This window comes from Clostridium sp. LIBA-8841, from assembly GCF_034439435.1.
GTDB lineage: Bacteria > Bacillota > Clostridia > Clostridiales > Clostridiaceae > Sarcina.
This window is the reverse complement of sequence record NZ_JAPCKJ010000001.1, coordinates 357,653-380,401: the sequence shown is the minus strand read 5'-3', so window position 1 is coordinate 380,401 and position 22,749 is coordinate 357,653. Positions and strand designations below refer to the sequence as shown.

The window sequence follows — 22,749 nt, the reverse complement described above, 5'->3', positions numbered from 1 at the left end:
AAACAGTCGATTTCTATTATATTACTTAAATGGGAGGTTTACAATTTCGTGGAACGATTTGAAACGTTATTAATTAGGAAATACGCTTTATTTACGAAAAGTTTACAAAATATCTCTTAGTGGTAACCTATGTTACAGAAGAATAGGGAAAGATAAAATATAATTAAAATATAATTTATATTTAGAGGTGAAAATATGAGCTTATTTTTAGGAAAAATACATTTTTGGTTATTTGATAAAATAAAATGGTTTGAAAATTTAGAAGATGAAGTTTTAGAAATAGCAAAAGAAAGAAAAATGCCAGTAAATGAATGGATTTCTTATGCTAATTTAAATTTTGGAGAAAAAACTCCTAATAAACCACTAGATGAAATAATAGATGAAGGAAATATTCATGGATGGTTAGAAGAAAGAATAAATGCAGCTGAAGGTAGATGTGCATACTATATAAATAATATAATTAATAGAGACCCAGCAGTAAAAGAAGATTTAGTTGAACTTTATAAAAAACATGGAAGATTAAATGCAAAGGAATGTAAAAATCAATTAGATAAAGAGAGTGCTATTGAAATTTATACAGCTTTAAATGATTATATTTTAGATGGTATGCCTTGTGATAGAATAAATGAGGTTTTAGAAAATTCTAATGATAAAGTATTATGGAGTATTAGTAGAGATTTACATAAAAGGTTTTGGGATCAAGTGGATGGAAATGTAGAAGAATTCCATAATCTAAGAAATTCATGGATAGCTAATTTTGTAGAGGAAATTAACCCTGAATTTGAATTTATAACTTATGAAAATGGTGATAAGGCAATATTAAGGAAATAAATTCAAAAGTTAATTTTTATTTATAAGGTAGAATCAAACAAAAGAATATCAAATGAAATAGAATTATGGCATTTTGGCTAAAACAAACATATTATGAAATATAATATATTAACATAGGAGGATAATATGTATTTAGCTCAAGGTGCCATTATAAGTATGGACTTAGGTAAAGGTCATATTAAAGGAGAAAATACATCAGATAAATTAAAAGAAGAGATTAGAGAGACAATAAGCCATTTCTTTAAAAAGTTTATTGTTAAGAATAACTTAAAATTTATTGATTGTACTCCTTATAATGAGATATTTCTTTTTAATGGAGAAGAACTAAAAAGCAGAGTTGAAAAAGCTAATTTAAGTAAGTCATCTTTACACATTACATTAAATATTGATTTTTCAAAGGAAAATGAAATATTATGTTCAGTAAATGAGTTTGATTCTAGAGGAAGAAAGTTTGCAGAAAATATATGCTCATCATTCGAAGTAATTAATTATAAGAATAAAGGGATAAAAAATGCAGAAGTATATAATTTACTATATGTAAATAAGCCAAGTATAATAATAAACTTGAATTTAGATGTGGGTGATGAAATTGATATCATTGAAAAGTGTTCTTTTATAGCACAAACCTTAGTAGATTCAATTTTAACTTTAGGAACAAAATAATAAAGGCTGAGTGATTTCTCAGCCTTTATTTTTTAATCTATAAATTTCTGGAGTTGTCTCATCTATTACTTCAAAACTATAACCACAACCTTTAAAGTGGTCTATTATTGCAGGTAATGCTTTAACAGAGTTTTTGTTTATGTTTCCACAATGCATTAAAAGAACTACATAATCAGAATTAGTAATGCATTTTTTAAATATTGAATTTGGACTAAGATTAGGATTTAAAGAATCAGTACTATCTACAGTCCAATCATATATTCTAAATCCTTGACTATGTAAAGTTTCTACTAGAGAACTAGTAAGCCTATAGGTGCTATTATTTGAGCCAAAAGGAAATCTAAGAGAAAATACTTTTTTACCAATAACTTTTTCTATAGCTTGTTGTGCTTTAAGATTTTCTTGAATAAAAGAATAATTATTTCTATAAATTTTACTTCTTTCATGAGTAAAAGTGTGTACTCCTATAGTATGTCCTTCATCATCCATACGTTTAACTAAATCAGGATATTGTTCAACTTGTTCTCCTATTAGAAAGAATGTAGCTTTGACACCTTTTTCTTTAAGTATATTTAAAATATCCTCAGTAACCTTTCCACCAGGACCATCATCAAAGGTTAAAAAGATTTTTTTGTTGTTATCCTCTAGTGTGGTTGCCTTAACAATTTCTGAAGAAACGTTAATTGCAGAAAAAGATAAAATACATGCAATTAGTAAAAGTATAAATTTTTTCATTTTGTCACTTCCTTAATTTTTGATTTTGTATTTAAGATGTCTTAATTAGTATTGTCAAAAAATAATTAAATATAAGAGAAAATATATAGCAATTCTGAAATTAATAAGTGTTTTTTATTTTTTTAACTTTATGTTATAATTAATAAAATAAAAAATATAAAAGAGAGTGATAATGTATGGAGAAGTATTTAAAAATAGGATTAGGAATAATTATTGCAATACTTTTATTACAATTTGCATTTTTTATACTACCTTATATTATAATCGGAGGAATAATACTATTCTTTATAGGGTGGGTATATTTTAAATTTATAAGAAAGTATGTTATTAAACGTAAAAATAAAAAAAATACTACAGAAACTTATAGTTACAAATTCACAAAAGAAGAACATAAATCAGAGTCTGAAATGCAAGATGATGGACCTGTTATTGATGTTGATTTTGAAGAAGTAAAAGATGATAAATAAGGATTGATTACATGAATTTTAGAAAGTTAAAAATATTTTTTGAAACAGCTAAATGCTTAAATATGACTAAAGTAGCTAAGTCTATGTACATAAGTCAACCATCTATAAGTCAAGCCATAGCTGAACTAGAAAGTGATCTTGATGTTAAGCTGTTTGATCGAATAGGGAAAAAGCTTTATCTTACTCATGAAGGAGAAGTTTACTTTGAATATAGTAGAAGAATTCTAAACCTATATGAAGAGGCTAATAGTACCATAAGAAGTAGCAAAGAAGGTCAAAAGGGTAAAATTGTTATAGGAGCAAGTACAACAATTGGAGTTTACATACTTCCTGAATTAATAAAGGAATTTAATGAATTACATAAAAACATAGAAATTTCTTTAATAATAGAAAATACTCAACTAATAGAGCAGCTTATTATGGAAAATAAAGTTGACATTGCATTAGTTGAAGGGCATGTAATGTCAGATGAATTAGAAGTTTTAAGTGTAGGGCAAGATGAATTGATATTTATTGCTAACCCAAGTAACCCTATATTTTCAAAAAATAAAATAACATTGAAAGATTTAGAAAATGAAAAATTTATAATGAGAGAAGCCGGTAGTGGAACAAGAGAAGTTGTTGAGAATTATCTTATAAACAATGATTGTAATTACAATGTATATATGGAACTTGGAAATACTGAAGCTATTGTAAGAATTGTTGAAACAGGATTAGGTATAGCCTGCGTTTCTTGTAAGGCAATAGGAGAGAAAATTAAGGATGGCTTAATAAAGCAAATAAACATAGACAATGTGGAAATAAGTAGAGATTTATTTCTTATATATCATAAAGATAAGTTTATTTCTAAAAATTTAGAAATATTTATAGAGGAAATCAAAAATTCAGACATATAAAAAAAGGATATTATACTTGATATTAAGTATAATATCCTTTTTTATCTTATAATAGATAAAAAAATATTGATATGAAATGACTTAAACTTCCGAATAATATGAATATATGAAATATCTCATGAAATCCTAAGGTTTTAAATTCGAGAAATTTAGGTTTTAAAGCATAAATTACTCCGCCAATTGTATAAATTACTCCTCCTATTGCTAACCAAACTAAGGCTAGAGTAGGTATGTTTTTGAAAAACGGAATTGCTCCTAAAGAAATCCAGCCCATTCCTATATACATAAGAGTAGAAAGTATTCTAGGACAATTAAACCAAACCATTTTAAATAAAATACCTAGTATTGTAAGGATTATTATTAGTGAAGTTATAAATATTTGTGCTTTACCTTCAAGTCCAATTAAGCAGTAAGGCATATAACTTCCGCATATAAGTATAAAAATCATAGAATGGTCTAAACGTCTTAAAAATGCAATCGTTTCTTTTTTGGCATTAACTAAATGATAAATAGCAGAAGCACTATAAAGTAAAACTAATGAAAATCCAAAAAGTATAACCGATAAAAGGGGCAATCCAATTCCATATACATAAGTAGCTTTAGCGGTCAAGGCTACTAGAGCAAATAAAGAAAGAATGGCACCGAATAAATGAGTAAAGCCATTTATGGGTTCTCTAAAAAATACATTTTTCATAACATACCTCCAAGGAATAAATTCAAGTAGTTTTTAAAACTACGTATTATCATATTACAATTATCAACTAATTATAGGAATAATTCAACCTTTAAATTAGGTGGAAATTCAATAATATATATAGAATATTGCCAAATATCTTGAATTTATTTTAAATTACTAATAATATAATATATATAGAATGAAATGTAGTTTTAAAAACTATGTAATGAATTAAAAATGTAAGGAAGGGATTTTATGAATTTAAATAGTTTATTAGAAAGTTTGAATTTAGATAAAAGTATAGACTTAGATGATATACCAGAATTAGATTTATATATGGATCAGGTGATACAACTTTTTGAAAATAAATTAGGTGAAAATAAAAGATTCGAAGAGGATAAGATTTTAACTAAAACAATGATTAACAATTACGCTAAGGGCAGATTGTTAATGGAGATTAAAAATAAGAAATATACTAAAGAGCATATTATATTGATGTGTTTTATATATAATATGAAAGGAATACTAGCTCTAAGTGATATAAAATTAGCTTTAGGAGATATAGTTGAAAAGTATAATAAAGAAGAAATTAACTCCAATGATATAAGAGAATTATATAAATTGTATTTAAAAGGTCATGAAAAAAATTTAGATGGCATGAATAAGGAAATTAGTGCTGATTTAAATAATTTAGGAGAAAACTTTGATTCCTTAGGAAAGAGTGAAAAAAGGTTGTTAATTTCTGCAGTACTCGTAGATAAGGCTAATATGTATAAGAGATTAGCAGAGAAAATATTAGATTTTGAGTAAATTATAATATGTAACAATTTGTAAGAAGTAGTCATAATATATACTAATCATATGATAAAATTTAGGAGGTAGATTATGGACTACAAAGAGTACTGCAATGGTCAATATGGAGGAATGAATGATTTAGAAGAATTATTTGAGGATATAGATTGTCACAATGATGATTGGGAATGTCATAAGGATGATGATTGGGAATGTCATGAAGATGATAGAGATTGTTGTAAAAGAGCTAAACCAAAGCCAATGCCTAAGATGGGAACTATTGAAGTTCAATCTTTAATAGGATGCTCAGATGGAGATCCAATAAGCGGAATGGCAATTCAATTATATAAAGTAGATTGTAATACTGGATTTGAACTTATAGCTTGCAAAGAGACAGATCGTTGTGGAAAAGTTGTATTTAAATGCTTAGAAGATGGCTTATATGCTATTAAACAACCTGTAGATCGTTGTTATTTTGAAAATCCAGAATATTATCCATGTTATGAAGTATGTATCTCTCCAGGCAATAAATTTGCTAGAGTTATAATAATCAATAAATTTAGAAAGAGAGAAGAAGATTGTGATAGACCACCAAAACGTTGTAGGTGCAAAGATCTTGATGAGTGTAATAGTAAATCAAGGCGTAGCAGATCAAGACGTCGTAGTAGATCAAGACGTCGCAGTAGATCAAGACGTTGTAGATGTTGTATATGCAAGGAATGTCGCAAATAATTAATAAAAATCTTATTTAGAGGCTCACAGAGAAATCTGTGGGCTTTAATTTAAAAGAATAAAATTATATAATAGCTATAGTTTAATTCATAATAATTATATAGGTTAAACAAAAGAAAGGAAAATGATATGAAGATTAGAATTAAATATTTTGAGGGAGCAACTAAGTTAAAAAAAATAGTAAAAGGTAACTGGATAGATGTATATGCGAATAAGGATATATTTGTTGAAAGTGGAGAAAGAGCTATGATACCTTTAGGTTTTGCCTTAGAACTTCCTAAGGGATGGGAAGGACATTTAGCACCTAGAAGTTCAACTTTTAAAAGTTGGGGAATAATACAAACAAATAGTGTCGGTGTTGTTGATGATACATACATAGGAGATAATGACCAATGGCATATGCCAGTTTATTGCTTACAAGGAAAGCATGTTGAAATAGTGGATGGAAAAGAAATAAAAGGAACTTGGATAAAACAAGGAGATAAAATAGGACAATTTAGAATAATGGAAGTTATGCCAGAGATAGAATTTGAAGAGGTTTCTTCTTTTGGTAATGAAGACCGTGGTGGATTTGGTACTACAGGAGTAAAATAAGTTTAATATAAAAAAAGCATAGAGTATTAGTCTCTATGCCTTTTCTATATTTGGCTATGTTTTAAACTAGTGTTGATTTTGGATATATCTGTAAGGATATCTAAAAATCACAATTGATCTAAAATATAGCTCTATATTTTAATCTTCCAGAGATTCAGAAAGTTCTTCCCAAGTTGCATAAAGAGAATCTATTTCTTCTTGAACTAAGTTTATTTCTTTATTAACTCTTATGCTTTCTTCAGGGTTTGAATAAACTTCCTCAGTACAAAGCATTCCTTGAAGTTTTTCAAGTTCTTCTTCCTTTTGAGGAATCAACTTTTCTATTTCTCTTAACTGAGCTCTTAAAGCTCTAGCTGATTTCTCAGCTGTTTTTTTCTTTTTTCTTTCCTCTTTAATTTGTGTTTTGGTTTTTCCTTGGTTTATTTCTTCATCTAGGTCTTCGTATCTATTAGGATTAGCTTTTTTATCCATATAATAGTTATAATTTCCTAAGTAGGTTTTAAGACCATCTTCTTGAAGTTCAACTATTTTATTGATGACTTTATTTAAAAAGTATCTATCATGAGAAATTACTATTAAAGTACCATCATAACTTAAAATGGCATCTTCTAAAGCCTCTCTAGACATAATATCTAAATGGTTAGTAGGCTCATCTAGAAGAAGAAGATTAGCTTTTGAAAGCATAAGTTTTAAAAGGTTAATTTTACACTTTTCACCACCGCTTAAAAGAGAAATTTCTTTAAATACATCATCACCAGTAAATAAGAAAGATGCAAGATAATTTCTAACTTCAGTAGTAGTAAGATTAGGGAAATCATCCCAAACCTCATCTATTATAGTTTTATCAAGGTTCAAGTTAGATTGTTCTTGGTCGTAATATCCTGTAAATACGTTTTTACCAAGAGATACAGAACCTGAATCTTGTTTTATCATCCCCATTATTATTTTAAATAGAGTAGTTTTACCTCTACCATTTTCACCTATTAAAGCAACTTTTTCTCCGCGCTTTAAATCAAAGTTTACATTTTGAAATAGAAGATTATCATAACTCTTTTTTAAATTTTCAACGTGAAGAACGTCATTTCCACTTTTAACTAAGGTTTCAAAACTTATTCTAGAAGCCTCTTTTATAACTTCGGGAGCTTCTAAACGTTCCATTTTATCAAGAGATTTTTGTCTGCTTTCAGCAGCTCTAATACTTTTTTCTCTATTGAATGAGCGAAATTTTTCTATGATTTCTTCTTGTCTTTTTATTTCAGCCTGTTGTAAATTATAGGCTTTTAATCTAGCTTCAATATCTTTTTTTCTAAGCTCGAGAAATTTAGTATAGCTTGCATTATAGCAATGTATTTTTCCACCAATAAGTTCAAAGGTAGTGTTCGTTACAGAATCTAAGAAAAATCTATCATGGGAAATAACGAAAACAGTTCCTTTATAACTATTAAGATATTCTTCAAGCCACTCTATGGCTTCTAAATCTAAGTGGTTAGTAGGCTCATCTAAAAGAAGTAAGTCAGGTTTTCTTAAAAGTAGTTTACAAAGAGCAAGTCTAGTTTTTTGCCCTCCACTAAGATTTATGATTGAAGTATTGAAATCTTCTTCTAAGAATCCTAATCCTTTAAGAACCCTAGAGATTTCTCCTCTAAAAGTATAACCACCTCTATTTTCATAAAGTTCCTGAGAAAGAGTGTAGTCTTTTATAAGCTTATTATGATACTCTTCCTTAGAAGCATCATAAGGTTCGTTAAGTTTTTCTTCTAAACTTTTAATTTTATCCTCAAGTTCCGTTAAAGAAGAGAATACAGAAAGCATCTCATCATAAATAGTATTTTCACTATCTAAAGATAAATTCTGAGAGAGATATCCTAGTGTTTTGTTTTTATCTAAAAATAATTCACCGCTATCATAATCAAGTTGCTTGGTAAGAATTTTAAATAATGTTGATTTTCCTTCTCCATTTGGACCTATTAAACCAACCTTGTCACCTTCATTTATATTAAATGTTACATCTCTTAAAATCTCATCAATACCAAAACTTTTAGTTAAGTGTCTACAGCTTAAAATAATCATTTTAAAACTCCCATCATTGAATTTATAGTATTAATCAATACAATTATACTAATAATGCGATATTTCATCAAATTAAATGTCTTTATATTAAAGGCATTAGATGTAGATTAAGTTTTTTAAGAACATAATTTAGCAAGTGAGAATAATATATACTATTGGAGTGATGTGGTATGAATAATAATTATAGAGATTTATTTATAGGTATTGATGATGAAATAACTATTTATAATGGAAAAAAAGTAGTACCAATTAATTTAGATAATGGGGCTACTACTCCTGCTTTAAAAGAATGCTTAAGATGTGTAAGTGATATGCTATATGTTTATAGTTCAATAGGAAGAGGAAAAGGGTATAAAGCTAAATTCTGTAATGAATTCTATGAACATTCAAGAAAAAAGATTCTAGAGTTTTTCCATGTTAAAAATCCTGATGATTACACAGTTATATATGTAAAAAATGCTACAGAGGGATTAAATCTTTTAGCTCATTCCTTAGTAAATAAGAAAGATTATGTAATAAGCACTAGAATGGAACATCATGCAAATGATCTTCCTTGGAGAGAAAATAGTAATGTTTTATATGTTGAGGTTGATGAATTAGGATTTTTAAAAAAGGATAAAATAGAAGAATTAATTAAAAATAACAAAGGAAAGGTAAAATATTTAACAATAACAGGAGCATCTAATGTAACTGGTTATTTGAATCCAATAAATGAAATAGCTAAAATAGCTCATGAATATGGAGTGAAAATAATCGTAGATGCTGCCCAGCTGGTGGCTCATAAAGCGATCAATATGGGGGGAACAGGAAATAATGATCATATAGATTTTCTTGTTTTTTCAGCTCATAAAATGTACGCGCCTTTTGGAACAGGAGTTGTTATTGCATTAAAGGAAGTTATAAAAGATAAAGAACCTTTGTTAAAAGGTGGAGGAGCAGTGGATTTAGTTTCAGATAATAGAGTTTGCTGGGATAGTGAACCAGAACGATTTGAAGCAGGAACACCTAATATAATAGGAGTCTGTGCACTTTTATCTGCTATTAGAGTAATAAATTCTATAGGATTTGAAAAGATAGAATCAACAGAGAATGCTTTAAAAAGATATTTGCTAGATGGATTAGAACGCATGCCTGATATAATAACATATGGAGATTCTAAAGATGAAGATAGAATTGGAGTGGCAGTATTTAATGTGAAAGATATCCATCATGATATAGTATCAGAAGGACTAGCAAATTTTAGAGGAATAGACATTAGAAATGGTACTTTTTGTGCTCATCCTTATGTTAGAAGATTATTAAAGCTTAAAGATGAAGAATTTTTAAAATTTGCTTATAGTAGTAAACCTAGACCAGGCATGCTTAGAACAAGTTTAGGACTATATAATAATAAGTATGAGATAGATGAATTTTTAAATACTTTAGAAATAGTTAAGCAAAAAGATTTTAAGCTTTGAAGTTTATTCTAAATAAATTCTTTAGTTTATTTAACTTGAGAATTTATTTAGAATATTTTTGTGAAAAAATCACAGAAATTAAATGGTTTTTTTGATATTATAATCATATAAGTAAATTTAAAAAGCAAGGAGAATAGATATGAAAAAACCATCAGAATATCATAAAGAAGGATATACATGTGCAGAGGCTATAATAAAGTCTTATAATGAGGAATTTAATAAGGATATACCTGTTGCTTTAGGAAGTGGTATGGGAACTGGTATAACTGTTGGAAGCTTATGTGGAGCTGTTAATGGGGCAGTAGTAGCTATTGGATTTATAAAAGGAAGAGAAAGCAATGAAGAAAAGAATGAGGCAAGAACTTATTCAAGAGAACTTATAAATAGAATAAGAGAAGAGTTTAATTCAGAAATTTGTTTAGATTTAAAAAAGAATAAGGTAAGTTGTGCAGAAATAATAGATTTTTCATATGAGACATTAAAGGATGTACTTAAAGAAAAATAAAAGACATGCATCTAATGCATGTCTTTTATTAAATGTGGGTAATTTGAGTAAAATAATATCTATAAAACAAAACTATGATAAAGAGGAAGAGAATCTCTATCCTCGAAATCGCTAATTAAAGGTTTAAGGTATGATAAACCTTCTTCAGTAATATTATTACATTCTGAGTTTATCCATTCAGTTGGGAAGTATTTTATATTATTAGCTACTTTATCTGCTTCAATTAAGAAAGTAGAGCTCTTATATGGGAATGAAGATTCTCTCTTTATTGCTACCATATATCCACCTTCAGAAGTAGTAGAAGCTTCTAAAGCGGCTTGTCCTACCATTACAGCTTCATTTACATCTATTTGTGATGAAGAGTGCATAGCACATCTTTGTAAAGTATTAAGCTCTAAAGATTTAACTCTGTTTGTTATACTAGCTTGAATTATTAAGTTCTTTAAGTAAGCTCCTACACCACCTAATTGAGCATGTCCAAATGAATCTCCATTTGCTGCAGTTTCAGTAAGAAACTTTCCATTTTCATTTTTTAATCCTTCAGAAGCTACTATATACACATGTTTCTTTTCTTTAAATATTCTAGCTACGTCAGTTAAAAAGCTTTGTACTGAAAACGCTCTTTCAGGTAAATATACTAGGTCAGCACATTGAACTCCGTTTATAGTTGCTAAAGCACCAGCGGCTGCTAACCAACCTGTATCTCTTCCCATAGTTTCAACTATGAAAATTCCATTGTTAGTATAAACTTTTGAGTCTAAATAAGTTTCTAAAACAGCTGTAGATATAAATTTTGCGGCGCTACCAAAACCAGGTGTATGATCTGTGTGCATTAAATCATTATCTATTGTCTTTGGAATTCCAAAGAATTTTATATCTATATTTTTAGCCTTTGCATAAGCATTTAATTTGGCTGTTGTATCCATGGAGTCATTTCCACCTACGTAGAAGAAAGCTTTTATATCAAGTGAATTTAATATTTCAAGAAGTTTTAAATATTCTTCTTCACTTTCCTGTAGTGGTTTTAATTTGTATCTACAAGAACCTAAACCAGATGCAGGTGAATTCTTGAATCTTTCTAATTGAAAATCATCAAGTTCTGAAAGATTTATTATGGTTTTATTTAATATACCTTCTATTCCATTTAATCCACCATAAACATTATCATATAATTTTAGTTCGTTGTTAGCCTTAACCAATCCATAAACGCTTGAGTTTATTACTGAAGTTGGACCACCAGATTGAGCTATAATACAATTCATTTAAAAAATCTCCCCTTTATGTTAAACGCATTAGTCCTTAGAAAAACTAAATGTGCTATACTATTTCGTCTAATGTCATACTCTATTTATTAATATACACTATGTTTATTAAAAAATAAAGTGAAAAATGCAAAAAAAATTATAGTTTTTTTATAAATAAAATCATATATATATATTTAAGTGTTGAAATTACTAAGGTTTCAAGGGTTTTATACTAAATGTTAATAGGGTATACTATTTAATAAATAGAATATCACAAATGAAAATGTTTTCTTTCGAAATAGGGAGTATTAAAAAGAATTTATAAATATATTGTTATTCAAGTATTTTTAATGTGATATAATTTATAATAATGATTTAAATATTTGTTTAGGAGATTGTTATGGAAGTAAAAGAAATATTTAAGGTTAAGGGAGTAAAGATTACCAAAGCTAGATTATTAATATATGATTTATTGAAGGAAAGTGATAGAAGTATTACTGCCGATTATATATATAGTAAGTGCACTGATATAAATTTATCTACAGTATACAGAACTTTAGAAGTGTTTTTAGAAAAAGATTTAATAGATAGATTTGAATTAGGCGATGGAAAAAGTTCTTACAAGTTAAAAGATAAAAACATTCATAAACATATTTTAGAGTGCGATTTATGTCATAAGGAAATAGAAGTTCCATGTCCAATGCAACAGGTTGAGGAGCTTTTGAGAAATCAAACAGGCTTTAAGATTAAAGAGCACAATTTAACTTTAAAAGGTATATGCGAAGAATGTATTGATGAAAATAAAAAATAGAATAGTAGTCAGCTTTGGGAAAAACTACTTTTAAATAAAGTGTTTACAAAAAGAAAATAAGTACGTATAATCATTAATAATAAATTAAAAATATTCCCCATATATTTCTGAAAATAGGGTTCAGATGTTTCTACGAGATAACCGTAAATATTCTCGCTATGGGTAAATCGGCATATTAATGATCAAAATTAGTATTGATTTACCTAAATCAATACTAATTTTTTTTTGCATATTAAAAGATTCAGAAAGGAGAAACAAATGAAGAGCTTATTAGAGAAGATTTTCAAGCTGAAGGAGAACAAGACTAATGTAAAAACAGAAGTTATAGGAGGGTTAACTACTTTTGTTACTTTTGCTTATGCATTATTAGTTATTCCGAACATTCTTAAAATTGGAGGTATGAATTCTTTAGGAGTTAAAGGGGATGCCGCAGCTAATTTAACTATGGCAGGTGATCCTATAATAGCTTCTGCTTTTGCTTCAGTATGTATAGCGGCTGCTATAGGTACGTTAGTAATGGCCTTTTATGCTAATTTACCTTTTGTATTAACACCAGGTTTAGGATTAGTATCATTCTTTGCTTATAACATATGTATAAAATTAGATTTTTCTTGGCAAGAAGGATTAGCAGCTGTATTTATTTCAGGTCTTTTATTTATAATAATTACTCTTACTTCAATAAGAGAAAAAATAGTACAAGCAATTCCAGAGAATCTTAAGTTTGCAATAACAGCAGGAATAGGGCTTTTTGTAGCTTTAATAGGCTTAAAGAGTGGGGGAATTATAGTTGCAAATCCAGCAACATTAGTAGCCTTTGGGGATTTTACAGATAAATATGTTTTACTTACAATAATCGGTATTATAATAACGGCTATACTAGTTGCTAGAAAGGTAACTGGTGGAATGCTTTTAGGAATAATAATAACTACTATAATAGGAATACCAATGGGAATTACTAATTTAATTGGAATGAAGCTATTTTCTTTACCTAACATAGGAAATACATTTTTTGCAATGGATATAAAAGGACTTTTAACAAGTAATGGAAATAGCATTTTGGAAGCACTTCTTACAATATTCATGGTTGTAATAACTTTAAGCTTAGTAGATTTATTTGATACTATAGGAACTTTAGTTGGAACAGCTCAAAGCTCAGGAATGATAGATGAAAATGGACAAGTTAAAAATTTAAGAAAAGCTCTAGCATCTGATGCTGTTGGAACAACAATAGGAGCTATGCTTGGTACAACTACATTAGCAACAGTTGTAGAATCTGCAGCAGGTATATCAGCTGGAGCAAGAACAGGATTATCTAATGTAATTGTAAGTATATTATTAGTAGTTTCTCTATTCTTTAGTGGAATAATAGGAATTGTACCACAAAGTGCAACTGCACCAGCATTAATAATAGTTGGAGTATTAATGATGGGAGCTATAACTCAAATAGATTTTTCAGATTTTACAGAGGCTGTACCTGCATTCTTCACAGTAGCTATGATGCCATTTACATATTCTATAGCAAATGGAATCGCTATAGGAATGATTTTCTATCCAATTATGAAAGTTGTAACTGGAAAAGGAAAGGAAGTTCATAAGGTTATATACATATTCGCATTTTTATTTATTCTTAGATTTATATTAATGCCAGATTAAATAATAAAATAAATAAGCTATGAAGTAATGGATGAAAATATTCATTATTTCATAGCTTTTTTTATTGAATTGTATAAACTCACAAAAAAGAAATTATAAAGAAAATCTTAATAAAAACTAAAATTTGTTCATTGTTTAAAGTGATTAGATTACTTAAAATGAGGTGAAAAGGGGTGATTATTATATGATAAAGTTTGAGAGGAAAAAGAATAATAATTTAACTATAGTAAATATATATAATTTCATAAGAAAAACGGTTTATCCAAGTGGAGAGTTCGTTGAGGATGATTTTCAAACAGTAGTTCAAGAAATTGAATTAATAAAGCAATATGGTTTTCCAGCAACATATGCATTAAAACATGATGCTTTAATGGACGAAAGGTTTGTAAACCTTATAAAAGATTCTATAGATGAATATGATGAAGTTGGAGCATGGTGGGAAATAACAGAGGAATTAGCGAATAAAGCAGGAGTAATCTGGAAGGGAGAAACTCCTATTGATGATCACGTTGATAAAGGATATTCACTAGGATATAGTCCAGAGGATAGAATTAAAATGGTCGATGCTTATATGAAAGATTTTAAAGATATATTCGGGTATTATCCTAAGACAGTAGGTTCTTGGGTTATAGATATAAGAACTTTAAATTATTTAAAGGAGAAATATGGGGTGATAGGAGGAGCTATTTGTAGAGATCAAATAGGAACTGATGGTTTTACTCTTTGGGGTGGATATTTTAATCAAGCTTATTATCCGAGTAAATTAAATGAATATATTCCAGCTCAAAACAAGGAAATGCAATTAGATTTACCTTTATTTAGGCTTTTAGGACCAGATCCAATATATAATTTTGAAGAAGGATTACGCCAAGAATTAAAAGGAGTTCATACATTAGAGCCAGCGTGGATAATTGGACAAAGTAAAGAGTGGGTAGATTGGTTTTTTGAGTGTTTAACTGATGAAGAAGTTTTAGGTTTTTCTTATGCTCAAGTAGGACAAGAGAATACATTCTTATGGAATACCATGTATAAGGGGTATGAAGTTCAAATAGAACAAATTTTAAAATTAGAAAAGGAGAAGAAAGTTAGGGTTGAAACTTTGGTGGAAAGTGCCCTTTGGTATAAGAAAAAATACAGGTTAACACCTCCAACTACATTTGGAGCTAAAAAGGACTGGAATACTTATAATATGAAAACTTTATGGTATAACAGTAGATTTTATAGAAGTAGTTTTTTATTTGAAAACAATGTTTTAAGCATAAGGGATATACATTTATTCAATGAGAACTATAAATCTAGATATTATGAGAATTCACTAAATAGTAATGAAAGTATATTTGATGCTTTGCCTTTAATGAGACCACATTATTGGAAAAATGAAATAGATGAAAGACCTGAAATAAGTTTTGTTAAAGCAAAAAGAATTGGTGTATATGAAAAAGTGGAAGGGAAATATTTAAACTTTAAGTCCATGGGAGAGGCAGAATGTGAAATTTTATGGCAGATTCATGAAGATGAGGAGATAAGAATACTTTGTAAAGAAGATAAGATTAAGATTAATTTTAATGTGAAGTCTAATGAAAAATATATGGTTAGTTTAAATACTTTACCGGTTCTTAAGGAATTAAATTCAAATACAATTTTATGTGAACACAATAATTTTAAGTATAAAGTTTCTTTAATTAAGGGTGAGTTTACAATAGATGAGGATTCTAAAATATTGATAACTTCTGATCATGGTGAAGTTATTATTGACTTAAATACAACTAATAAAATAACTAAGGAAAAGGAGTTTTTTAATGATGAATATTTAAAAAATAGAGAGGAAATAGATGGATATATACCAGAATATAAGAGATATAATAAAACTAATAAAGTTAAGTTAAGAGCTTTTAGACCTATTGTAAATGTTGACACTTTATTAATGAATAAACCTTTCTCTCAGGAAATTCTTTTAGGAAAAAAGGATAAAAAAGGAGAGATTAGATATACATTAGATGGAAGTGAGCCAAATGAGAACTCTATCTTATATAAGGAGCCAATAGTTGTTGATGATAGAGCTTTTATAAAGGCAAAAGTTTTTAAAGAAGGATATAAGCCAAGCAATACAGTTGAAAGTAGAATATATGTTACTTTACCAATAGTTGATATTAAGGGATTAACAAATCCTACGAATCATTATATGTACAATAAAAATGGAGTTTATGATTTGATTGATGGACAAAAAGGAAGTTTACATTATACTGATGGAAGATGGCTTGGATATACTGAAGATATGGAGGTGATAGTTGACTTAGGAGAAATAAAAGATATTAAGGAGGTTATGGTAGGCTTTTTACAAGATACAAGGGCCTGGATTTATTATCCTAAGTTCGTAGAATTTTATTCTTCAATAGATGGAAGAGAATTTTCTCTTTTAAAAAGAGAAGAAAAAGATAGTAGTGAAAAGAGAGAAGAGGTTGGAAAAAAAGACATTGTGGCAAGTAAAGAGAGTAAAGCTAGATATATTAAGATATTTGCTAAAAATGAAGAGGTATGTCCACCATGGAGCATAATGCCGGGAGAAGGACCAACATTCATGTTTGTAGACCAAATTACTGTATTATAAAAGATATTTTAAATCAGATGGAAGACTTTTTCTAAATTCTTAACTAAAAAATATATATAAAAAACAAATTAAAATTATTTTGTATAAAATAATTTTATATATTTAGATTAAATATAATATGAATTATAATGTGTAAGAATAAATTTTTTGAGGTACACAGGGGGAAAAATGGACAAGAGAATTGACTTAACAGAAGGGAAAATAACAAGCAACCTTATAAAACTTTCAATACCAATTATGGCAACTTCTTTCATACAAATGGCTTATAGTATGGCTGATATGCTCTGGGTTGGTAGAATAGGAAGTAATGCTGTAGCAGCTGTTGGAACAGCTGGATTCTTTCCATGGCTTGGTATGGCTTTTGTAATGATTTCTAAAGTAGGAGCCGAGATTAAAGTTGCACAGAGTTTAGGAAGACATGATATTGAAAGTACAAAGGATTATATAAAGAGTGCATTTCAAATTAATATTATACTAGCTATTTTGTATTCAATAATACTGCTTTTATTTAATAGTGAATTAATAGGATTTTTTAATTTAGGTGATACAGAGGTTATAAATATGGCTGAGACCTATTTGATTGCTGTTGCTTTAGGAATGATATTTAATTTTTTAAATCCTGTATTCACAGCGGTATTTACAGGTTCAGGAGACAGTAGAACTCCTTTTATTGCAAATACAATAGGGTTAATATTTAATATAGTATTTGATCCAGTATTAATATTTGGAATAGGAATATTCCCAGAAATGGGTGTTTTAGGTGCAGCTCTTGCAACTGTCATAGCACAGGCTATAGTTACACTTAGTTTCTTATATATAATGATAAAGAGTAAGGCTGAATATTTAAAAATAAATTTATTTAGTGGAATAAATATAAATTGTATGAAAACACTAGTTCATATTGGATTACCGGCAGCTCTTCAAAGTGGATTATTTACTGTTTTTTCAATGTTTATAGGAAAAATAGTAGCTGTCTTTGGGCCTGTTCCTATAGCGGTTCAAAAAGTAGGATCACAGGTTGAAGCGATTGCTTGGATGACAGCAGGAGGAATCTCTACTGCTTTAAGTAGTTTTGTAGGTCAAAACTATGGAGCAGGCAAGTTAAAGAGAATAACAAAAGGGTTTAATATAACCATGGTGATTTCTCTTGTAGTAGGAGTTTTTGCTTCAGCTATATTAATTTTCTTTGGAGAAGAGATTTTTAGAATATTTATACCAGAGGCACAGGCTATAGAACAGGGAACTGTTTATTTAAGAATACTTGGCTATTGTCAGATTCTTGTTTGTGTGGAAATAACAACAACAGGAGCCTTTAATGGATTAGGAAGAACATATATACCTTCAATAATTAGTATATTGCTAACTGGGGCGAGAATACCAATGGCTTATATTTTGTGTAAACCAGAATTCTTAGGTTTAGATGGAATTTGGTGGGCTATAACCATAACTGGAGCTTTAAAGGGAGTAGTGGTATATGCTATATATAGATATCTTTATAAGAAGAATAAACTTTTTAAAGTCTATAAAGATGATAATGAATTAGAGCATATAAGTATGTAGTTTTAAAGCTTGATAAATTTAAAGTGGTATCAAAAGAGTGATTAAGATTAAAACTATTCTAAACCATAATTAAAGATTAAAAGAAAAGTCTATAAGTAAGATATTTTTAATATCTACTTATAGACTTTTTGTTTATTATAATTATTAAATTCATTTTATAATTTTTTTCTGTTTAAAAGTAATGCAAATATAAGAACTATTACAGATGTTAAAGCTATGGTTCCTCCTGGAGCTAAATCAAATAGAGAAGCTAAGATTAAACCACTTAAAACATCTATAACTCCTATTATCATTGATATAATAAGAGATTTAGTAAAGCCTTTTTTAAATTGCATTGCTGTTGCAGCTGGTATAACGATTATTGAAGAGATAACTAATATTCCCATAACTCTAATTGAAACAGAAATAGTAGCTCCTACTATAATTGTAAAAATATAATTTATAAGTTTAGTGTTTATTCCGGCAACTTTAGCTCCTTCTTCATCAAAGGTAGTATAAACTAGCTTGTTATATAATGAAAATATACCTATGAAGCAAAGTAAGGAAACTAAGGCTATAATTATTAAGTCAGTTCTTGAGACAGTTAGTATGCTTCCAAATAAAAATGAGTTAACTGTTGTACTAGACTTACCGCTACTAACTAATATTAAGGCCAAACCTAAACTAAAAGTAAGTATAATAGACATAGATAATTCTGCATATTTCTTATAATAATTTCTTAACACTTCTATAAGTAATGCACAAATAGTAGTGAATACAAAGGCTGTTAAAAGAGGGTTAACGCCAAATACTAATCCAATTGCAACTCCAGCAAAGGATGAGTGAGAAAGAGTATCCCCTATCATTGAATATCTCTTTAAGACAAGAAAAAGTCCTATGCATGGGCATAGAAGAGATATTATAAATCCAGCCATAAATGCATTACGCATAAATTCAAATTGAAACATATTTTGTATAATAGACATGTTTTAAAGAGCCCTTTCTATATAAATTCATTATTCATTTTATTAAGTTTTTTTATATATTCATCAGTTTTAAATAAAGTAGCATGTGCATTTTTTAATTCAAGAATATATGATGAATATTTAAGAGATTTTCTTATATTGTGTTCGACGCATATAATAGTCATTTTTTTCTCTTTGTTTAATTTATAAATAAGTTCATATATATCTTTTTGAGTTTTTTCATCTATTCCTGTAGATGGTTCATCTAGTATTAATATATCTGGATGACCAATTAAAGCTCTTGCTATAAAAACCCTTTGCTGTTGACCACCAGAAAGAGAACCTATTAATCTATTTTTAAAATCTAGCATATTAACAGCTGAAAGAACTCTGTCTATTTCGCCTTTGTCTTTTATTTTTAGAGTTTTTAAATGTATTTTTAATATTTCATAAACTGTGATAGAAAATTGAGAGTTGAAGTTATCAACTTTTTGAGGAACATACCCAACACTATTTAAATTTATTTCAATATTCCCTTTAATAGGTTTTAAATATCCTAAAAGAAGCTTTAAAAGAGTAGTTTTAGAACTTCCATTTTCTCCTACTATTGAAATAAACTCATTTTTAGGCAAAGATAAGTTTATATCATCAAGTTGATAGGGCTTTTTACCACTATAGGAAAAGGAAAGATTATTTATTTTTATCAAATTGTATCACTCCTAGTATAATTCTAAATAAATTATACATTGATTTTGAGGTAAGTGCAAATAATTTGCATTTTAAGTTAGCCTCTCAATTCTCTTTAAATTCCAAATAGAATTTTTGTTTTTTTCAAAGTATGCATTGCAAGAAATTGATTTACGAGGCTTTTCATAGCTTAGTCCATTAATTTGCACAACAGCTATATCTTCATCTAAAAAGGATAGTTCGAAGTTTTCAATTCTTAAAAGACTATTTTCCATATTTCCTTTGGTGGTTAAATGTTCAGTAGCGAAGTATAAATCTTTACACTTTTGTTTAACATAAATTTTATTAATAATAAAAGCACTTGAAAATATAATTATAAAAAATAAAGATATTGCTAAAATTATGCGTCTAAGTAAAAATTTATTCAAAAAAATCACCTCTATTTATAATGATATATAGAAGTATATTACCATAATTTTACAAATGTATAAAGAGTAGAAATGTTACATTATTTATATATGTTATATATACACTTGAAAATATAAAAAGAAAATTTATAATTAGTATATATGACAAAACAGGAAAGGATGAGATAGTATGGATTTTTCTTCATTAGTTATAATGGAAAAAGATAAAGAAAGTGGAGCTATAAAAGGAGAATTAGGAAGTTATTCCGTTGGAGATGGAACTAATTATGTTAAAAAATTATATTGCATAGATGGAGATGTAAGTCTATTTTTTGATACTGATAAAGATGTTGAAGAATGGGAATTTTCAGCAATATATGATTTGTTTAATGTGGAGGCTCTTACTTCATTAGGATATATAGTAGAAGAGTTTGATGAAGAATATAATCCAACTTGGGTGGTTAAATTTAAGTTTGATGATGAACATGAGGAAATGAGAGCAGTTTTAAATGAGGTTTGCTCAATCATAAATGAACATATGAATAAGGTGTTTGAGGATATAAAGGGTAAAGAAGAAGATTATAAATAATAGTTGAAAGGAGAATTATAATGAGTGAGGTTAAAAAGCTTAGAAGAAGAGAGGAAATTCCAGAAAGTGATAAGTGGAGAATTGATAAAATTTATGAAACTCCAACTCTTTGGAATGAGGAATTAAATCAATTAAAAAATGAAGCTCCAAGATTAAAAGAATTTGAGGGCAAACTTGGAAATAAAGAAGACTTAAAAGCGTTTCTTGCATTAAATGAAGAATTAAGTAGGAAGCTTGGAAAGTTATATGTTTATGCACATATGAGAAGCCATGAGGATACATCTAACTCTGAAATGCAGACTCTAGTAAATAAAATAGATCCATATTCAGCAGAATTTTCAAGTTATACTGCTTATTTTGTTCCAGAAATACTAAGTTTAAAAGAAGGAACAATTGAAGGCTTCATAAAGGAAGATAAAGATTTAGAGAAATATAAAATATATTTTGAAATGATATTAAAGGAAAAACCACATATATTATCAAAAGAGGTAGAGGCAGTTTTAGCATCAGTTTCAGATTGTTTAGGAGCAGCAGAAAGTATATATTCAATGCTTACCAATTCGGATATAACTTTTGGAGAAATAACTGATGAAAATGGTGCTAAAGTAGAATTAAGTGAAGGTAACTATAGTTCTTTTATAAAGAGTAAAAATAGAAGAGTAAGAGAAGATGCATTTAAACTTTTATTTGGAACATATAAAAAATATGAAAATACATTAGCAACAAGTTTAGCTAGTTCCATAAAGAATTTTGTTTTTGAAAGCAAAACAAGAAAATATAATAGTTCTTTAGAAGCTTCTTTAAAGCCTAACAATATTCCAGTAGAGGTATATTATAATGCTTTAAAAACAGTGGATGAAAATATTGAGGCTCTTCATAGATATGTTGGAATAAAGAAGAAACTACTTAATTTAGATGAAATGCATATGTATGATTTATATGTTCCAGTTATAGAATCTGAAAAAGAAAATTTAGAATATAAGGATGCTATAAATTTAGTTGAGGAAGGATTAAAGCCTTTAGGAAAAGAATATTTAGATATATTCAATGAAGGAATAAATGAAGGATGGATAGATGTATATGAAAACAAAGGTAAGAGAAGTGGAGCTTACTCATGGGGAACATACGATACGATGCCATATGTTCTTTTAAACTATAATTATGAGTTAAATGATGCTTCAACTTTAGCTCATGAAATGGGGCATTCAATTCATTCTTACTATACTAGAAAAACACAACCTTATATATATGGGGATTATAGCCTTTTCTGTGCAGAGGTTGCCTCAACAACAAATGAAATATTACTTATACATCATTTAATAGAAAATGAAAAGGATAAGAATAAAAAATTATACCTAATAAATCAAGAGTTAGAGCAAATAAGAACAACTGTATTTAGACAATTAATGTTTGCAGATTTTGAACTTAAGACTCATGAAGCTATTGAAAATGGAGAATCTCTTACTTCAGAAGACTTATGCAAAATGTGGAAAGATATAAATGTGAAATATTTTGGAGAAGATATGATTGTAGATGAAGAAATTTCTATAGAATGGGCTAGAATACCTCACTTTTATTCTGATTTCTATGTATATCAATATGCCACAGGATATGCAGCAGCAGCATCCTTTGCAAATTCAATACTTACAGAAGGAGAAGAAGCTGTTGAAAAATATAAGAGTTTCTTAAAAGCTGGAGGATCAATGTATCCTATAGATACATTGAAAATGGCAGGAGTAGATATGACAACTTCTAAACCTCTTAAAGATACTTTAGATAGATTTAATGAACTTTTAGATATGTTAGAAGAAATAATTTAGAAAATGAG

Annotated in this window: 22 protein-coding genes and 1 riboswitch; of the genes, 15 read left to right on the top strand and 7 right to left on the bottom strand. The window is 28.2% G+C overall.

Annotated elements, in window-relative coordinates; translation table 11 throughout:
* The first annotated feature begins 195 nt into the window (after positions 1-195).
* Together OIF33_RS01515 and OIF33_RS01510 are read left to right on the top strand one after the other, a co-directional pair.
* Positions 196-831, top strand: a complete 636-nt coding sequence (locus OIF33_RS01515) for a hypothetical protein (protein ID WP_322502461.1) — start codon at positions 196-198, stop codon at positions 829-831.
* A gap of 126 nt (positions 832-957) precedes the next feature.
* Positions 958-1,494 (top strand): hypothetical protein, encoded by a 537-nt coding sequence (locus tag OIF33_RS01510; protein ID WP_322502460.1) that lies wholly within the window; start codon positions 958-960, stop codon positions 1,492-1,494.
* Positions 1,495-1,512: 18 nt separating this feature from the next.
* Here the strand turns inward: OIF33_RS01510 and OIF33_RS01505 are convergent, their stop codons facing one another.
* A complete protein-coding gene (locus OIF33_RS01505) occupies positions 1,513-2,229 on the bottom strand; it encodes a polysaccharide deacetylase family protein (RefSeq protein WP_322502459.1) in 717 nt (238 codons plus the stop codon).
* Positions 2,230-2,405: 176 nt separating this feature from the next.
* On the opposite strand from OIF33_RS01505, the gene OIF33_RS01500 reads away from it, so the two are divergent.
* Both OIF33_RS01500 and OIF33_RS01495 read left to right on the top strand, forming a co-directional pair.
* Entirely contained in the window at positions 2,406-2,696 is a 291-nt protein-coding gene (locus OIF33_RS01500; RefSeq protein WP_322502458.1) for a hypothetical protein, read from the top strand.
* Between the two features lie 11 nt (positions 2,697-2,707).
* On the top strand, positions 2,708-3,592 hold the full coding sequence (locus tag OIF33_RS01495) for a LysR family transcriptional regulator (RefSeq protein WP_322502457.1): 885 nt from the start codon (positions 2,708-2,710) through the stop codon (positions 3,590-3,592).
* A 46-nt stretch (positions 3,593-3,638) separates the two neighbouring features.
* Here OIF33_RS01495 and trhA read toward each other — a convergent pair whose 3' ends face one another.
* The gene (gene trhA / locus OIF33_RS01490) at positions 3,639-4,286 is read right to left on the bottom strand and encodes a PAQR family membrane homeostasis protein TrhA (RefSeq protein ID WP_322502456.1); all 648 of its coding nucleotides are present in this window, start codon (positions 4,284-4,286) and stop codon (positions 3,639-3,641) included.
* A 237-nt stretch (positions 4,287-4,523) separates the two neighbouring features.
* Between trhA and OIF33_RS01485 the strand changes: the two genes are divergently transcribed.
* From OIF33_RS01485 to OIF33_RS01475, 3 genes are all read left to right on the top strand, one after another.
* Entirely contained in the window at positions 4,524-5,078 is a 555-nt protein-coding gene (locus OIF33_RS01485) for a DUF1836 domain-containing protein (protein ID WP_322502455.1), read from the top strand.
* Between the two features lie 75 nt (positions 5,079-5,153).
* A complete protein-coding gene (locus OIF33_RS01480; RefSeq protein ID WP_322502454.1) occupies positions 5,154-5,792 on the top strand; it encodes a hypothetical protein in 639 nt (212 codons plus the stop codon).
* A gap of 129 nt (positions 5,793-5,921) precedes the next feature.
* Positions 5,922-6,386 (top strand): deoxyuridine 5'-triphosphate nucleotidohydrolase, encoded by a 465-nt coding sequence (locus OIF33_RS01475; RefSeq protein ID WP_322502453.1) that lies wholly within the window; start codon positions 5,922-5,924, stop codon positions 6,384-6,386.
* 138 nt (positions 6,387-6,524) lie between these two features.
* Here the strand turns inward: OIF33_RS01475 and OIF33_RS01470 are convergent, their stop codons facing one another.
* Positions 6,525-8,456: an ABC-F family ATP-binding cassette domain-containing protein gene (locus OIF33_RS01470; RefSeq protein WP_322502452.1), complete on the bottom strand. Its 1,932-nt coding sequence runs from the start codon at positions 8,454-8,456 to the stop codon at positions 6,525-6,527.
* A 170-nt stretch (positions 8,457-8,626) separates the two neighbouring features.
* Between OIF33_RS01470 and OIF33_RS01465 the strand changes: the two genes are divergently transcribed.
* Together OIF33_RS01465 and OIF33_RS01460 are read left to right on the top strand one after the other, a co-directional pair.
* A complete protein-coding gene (locus OIF33_RS01465; RefSeq protein WP_322502451.1) occupies positions 8,627-9,913 on the top strand; it encodes an aminotransferase class V-fold PLP-dependent enzyme in 1,287 nt (428 codons plus the stop codon).
* Positions 9,914-10,052: 139 nt separating this feature from the next.
* The gene (locus tag OIF33_RS01460; protein ID WP_322502450.1) at positions 10,053-10,418 is read left to right on the top strand and encodes a C-GCAxxG-C-C family protein; all 366 of its coding nucleotides are present in this window, start codon (positions 10,053-10,055) and stop codon (positions 10,416-10,418) included.
* A gap of 59 nt (positions 10,419-10,477) precedes the next feature.
* Here the strand turns inward: OIF33_RS01460 and OIF33_RS01455 are convergent, their stop codons facing one another.
* Positions 10,478-11,680: a 6-phosphofructokinase gene (locus OIF33_RS01455; protein ID WP_322502449.1), complete on the bottom strand. Its 1,203-nt coding sequence runs from the start codon at positions 11,678-11,680 to the stop codon at positions 10,478-10,480.
* A 382-nt stretch (positions 11,681-12,062) separates the two neighbouring features.
* Between OIF33_RS01455 and OIF33_RS01450 the strand changes: the two genes are divergently transcribed.
* The 4 genes from OIF33_RS01450 (at position 12,063) to OIF33_RS01435 (ending at position 18,294) form a co-directional block, all read left to right on the top strand.
* Entirely contained in the window at positions 12,063-12,473 is a 411-nt protein-coding gene (locus tag OIF33_RS01450; RefSeq protein WP_322502448.1) for a Fur family transcriptional regulator, read from the top strand.
* A 77-nt stretch (positions 12,474-12,550) separates the two neighbouring features.
* Positions 12,551-12,652, top strand: a riboswitch (purine riboswitch).
* Positions 12,653-12,731: 79 nt separating this feature from the next.
* Complete coding sequence (locus tag OIF33_RS01445) at positions 12,732-14,126, top strand: NCS2 family permease (protein ID WP_322502447.1); 1,395 nt, start codon at positions 12,732-12,734, stop codon at positions 14,124-14,126.
* 184 nt (positions 14,127-14,310) lie between these two features.
* A complete protein-coding gene (locus OIF33_RS01440) occupies positions 14,311-16,734 on the top strand; it encodes an FN3 associated domain-containing protein (RefSeq protein ID WP_322502446.1) in 2,424 nt (807 codons plus the stop codon).
* 168 nt (positions 16,735-16,902) lie between these two features.
* Positions 16,903-18,294 carry an MATE family efflux transporter gene (locus OIF33_RS01435; RefSeq protein ID WP_322502445.1) on the top strand — a complete coding sequence of 464 codons (1,392 nt, stop codon included), beginning with the start codon at positions 16,903-16,905 and terminating at the stop codon, positions 18,292-18,294.
* Positions 18,295-18,449: 155 nt separating this feature from the next.
* On the opposite strand, the gene OIF33_RS01430 is transcribed toward OIF33_RS01435, so the two are convergent.
* The 3 genes from OIF33_RS01430 to OIF33_RS01420 form a co-directional block, all read right to left on the bottom strand.
* Complete coding sequence (locus tag OIF33_RS01430; protein WP_322502444.1) at positions 18,450-19,259, bottom strand: metal ABC transporter permease; 810 nt, start codon at positions 19,257-19,259, stop codon at positions 18,450-18,452.
* Positions 19,260-19,276: 17 nt separating this feature from the next.
* Positions 19,277-19,945: a metal ABC transporter ATP-binding protein gene (locus OIF33_RS01425; RefSeq protein WP_322502443.1), complete on the bottom strand. Its 669-nt coding sequence runs from the start codon at positions 19,943-19,945 to the stop codon at positions 19,277-19,279.
* 72 nt (positions 19,946-20,017) lie between these two features.
* Positions 20,018-20,362 carry a hypothetical protein gene (locus tag OIF33_RS01420; RefSeq protein ID WP_322502442.1) on the bottom strand — a complete coding sequence of 115 codons (345 nt, stop codon included), beginning with the start codon at positions 20,360-20,362 and terminating at the stop codon, positions 20,018-20,020.
* A 160-nt stretch (positions 20,363-20,522) separates the two neighbouring features.
* On the opposite strand from OIF33_RS01420, the gene OIF33_RS01415 reads away from it, so the two are divergent.
* Complete coding sequence (locus OIF33_RS01415) at positions 20,523-20,921, top strand: DUF6762 family protein (protein ID WP_322502441.1); 399 nt, start codon at positions 20,523-20,525, stop codon at positions 20,919-20,921.
* 20 nt (positions 20,922-20,941) lie between these two features.
* Complete coding sequence (pepF, locus tag OIF33_RS01410; RefSeq protein WP_322502440.1) at positions 20,942-22,741, top strand: oligoendopeptidase F; 1,800 nt, start codon at positions 20,942-20,944, stop codon at positions 22,739-22,741.
* Positions 22,742-22,749: the final 8 nt, after the last annotated feature.